Here is a 260-nt window from a genome sequence, read left to right as displayed (position 1 = left end):
GGCGTCGTTCAGGTCGACCGTGTATTCGAACTTGCCGACCTTCTCGGTGCCGACCGGCAGGATCAGGTTCTGCTTCAGCATCGCCTTCACGACATCCTGGCCTGACAGGCCGAAGGACTGCAGCGCGTGCTGGTCGATGTCCACCTGGATCTGCCGGACGAGGCCGCCATAGGGCGAGGGGATGGCGACGCCCGGGACGGTCGCGAGCTGCGGTCGGATGAAGTTCTGCGCCTGATCCTGAAGGATGGCCTGCGGCACGG

Annotated in this window: 1 protein-coding gene; it reads right to left on the bottom strand. The window is 65.4% G+C overall.

Annotation, left to right across the window (positions count from 1 at the left end):
- On the bottom strand, positions 1-260 hold a 260-nt coding region (locus tag B8460_RS20180), incomplete at both ends, for an efflux RND transporter permease subunit (protein ID WP_048863421.1).

The organism is Acidisphaera rubrifaciens HS-AP3, from assembly GCF_000964365.1.
In the GTDB taxonomy this organism is placed as follows: Bacteria; Pseudomonadota; Alphaproteobacteria; order Acetobacterales; family Acetobacteraceae; genus Acidisphaera; species Acidisphaera rubrifaciens.
Note: the sequence above shows the minus strand (reverse complement) of the source record. Positions and strands in the feature narration are given on the sequence as shown.